The organism is Streptomyces sp. SBT349 (assembly GCF_001083795.1).
Taxonomy (GTDB): Bacteria; Actinomycetota; Actinomycetes; order Streptomycetales; family Streptomycetaceae; genus Streptomyces.
This window is the reverse complement of record NZ_LAVK01000631.1, coordinates 1-1,789: the sequence shown is the minus strand read 5'-3', so window position 1 is coordinate 1,789 and position 1,789 is coordinate 1. Positions and strand designations below refer to the sequence as shown.

Below are 1,789 nucleotides of genomic sequence, written 5' to 3'. Positions count from 1 at the left end.
GCGGCCCAGCTCGGCGGCGCGCGAGGCGGGGGTCTGCGGGGTGTCGCCGAACCGCTGGTTCTGGGACTCGGCCACGGCGCCGACGATCTGCGGGGCGTCGTAGAGCTGGCGGGCGAGGGTGTCGCTCTCCTGCGTGTCCACGTCGAGGACATCGGCGACGATGCAGGTGATGTTGTCCGGGCCGCCGCCGCGCAGGGCCAGCTCGATGAGCTCGCGCACGGTGTCCTCGGGCGCCGCGAAGGCGCCGAGGGTGTCGCGCAGGGTGTCCTGGCTGACGACGCCGGAGAGGCCGTCGGAGCAGAGCAGGTAACGGTCGCCGGCGCGGACCTCGCGGATCGACAGGTCCGCGTCGATGTGGTCGGCGCTGCCGAGGGCGCGCATCAGCAGCGAGCGCTGCGGGTGGGTGGTCGCCTCCTCCTCGGTGATCCTGCCCTCGTCGACCAGCCGCTGGACCCAGGTGTGGTCCTGCGTGATCTGGGTGAGCTCGCCGCCGCGCAGCAGGTACGCGCGGGAGTCGCCGACGTGGACGAGGCCGAGGCGCTGGCCGGTCCAGAGGAGGGCGGTGAGGGTGGTGCCCATCCCGTCGAGGCGGGGGTCCTCGGCGACCATCGAGCGCAGTTGGTCGTTGGCGCGCTGGACGGAGTGGTCGAGCGAGGTGAGGACGTCGGAGCCGGGGATGTCGTCGTCGAGCTGGACGAGGGTGGAGATGACCTCGGAGCTGGCCACCTCCCCGGCGGCCTGGCCGCCCATGCCGTCCGCGATGGCGAGCAGGCGGGGCCCGGCGTAGCCGGAGTCCTCGTTGTGATCGCGGATCATGCCGGTGTGGGATCCGGCGGCGAATCTCAGTGTCAGGCTCATGCGCGCCTCGCCCACCCTCCGGTCGTCATAGTGGTCGGCCCTACTTCCGCAGCTCGATGACCGTCTTGCCGATGCGGATCGGCGTTCCGGGCGCGATGGGGATCGGGGTGGTCAACCGCCCCCGGTCCACGTAGGTGCCGTTGGTCGAACCGAGGTCCTCGACGATCCACTGGCCGTCACGGTCGGGGTAGATCCTCGCGTGGCGCCCCGAGGCGTAGTCGTCGTCCAGCACGATGGTCGAGTCGTGTGCCCGGCCGAGCGTAATGGTCTGGCCCTGGAGGGCGACAGTGGTTCCGGCGAGGGAACCTTCGGTGATCACGAGTTTGGTGGGGGCGCCGCGGCGCTGGCGGCCGCGGGGCGCGGGCTGCTGCGGGCGGCGCGGCTGGGGGGCCGCCTGCTCGGGGCGGCGGGCGACCGCGCGCTGGGTGACGCGGGTGCCGAACAGGTCGCTGCGGATCACCTGCACGGCGACGATGACGAACAGCCACAGGACGGCCAGGAAGCCCAGCCTCATGACCGTCAGGGTCAGCTCTGACATTGCCCCCGCTTACCCTTCGGCTTGCCGGTAGATGACGGTGGTACTGCCCACGACGATCCGCGAGCCGTCGCGGAGCGTAGCGCGTTTGGTGTGCTGCCCGTCCACCACGATGCCGTTCGTGGAGCCGAGGTCGCGCACGGTGGCCGGGTCGGTGCCCTGGATCTCGCAGTGCCTGCGGGAGACCCCCGGGTCGTCGATGCGCACGTCGGCCTCGGTGGAGCGGCCGATGACCAGGCTGGGGCGGGACATCTGGTGGCGGGTGCCGTTGATCTCGATCCAGCGGCGGACGCGGCCGTAGGCCGGGCGGCCGTAGGGCGCGGCCCCGCCGGGCGGGCGGGGCGGGGGGCAGGGGGGGGCGCGGGGGGGGCGCGGGGGGCGGGGTGGGTGGGGCGC

The 1,789-nt window shown here is 73.1% G+C and carries 3 protein-coding genes; all 3 read right to left on the bottom strand.

The annotated features are described in order from the left end of the window. Window positions 1–858: PP2C family protein-serine/threonine phosphatase (locus ADY01_RS35350; protein WP_049580957.1), on the bottom strand; the 858-nt coding region annotated here is incomplete at its 3' end. A gap of 40 nt (window positions 859–898) precedes the next feature. Next, a complete protein-coding gene (locus ADY01_RS35345) occupies window positions 899–1,396 on the bottom strand; it encodes an FHA domain-containing protein FhaB/FipA (RefSeq protein WP_049580956.1) in 498 nt (165 codons plus the stop codon). A gap of 9 nt (window positions 1,397–1,405) precedes the next feature. Then, window positions 1,406–1,789: FHA domain-containing protein (locus tag ADY01_RS35340; protein WP_049580955.1), on the bottom strand; the 384-nt coding region annotated here is incomplete at its 5' end.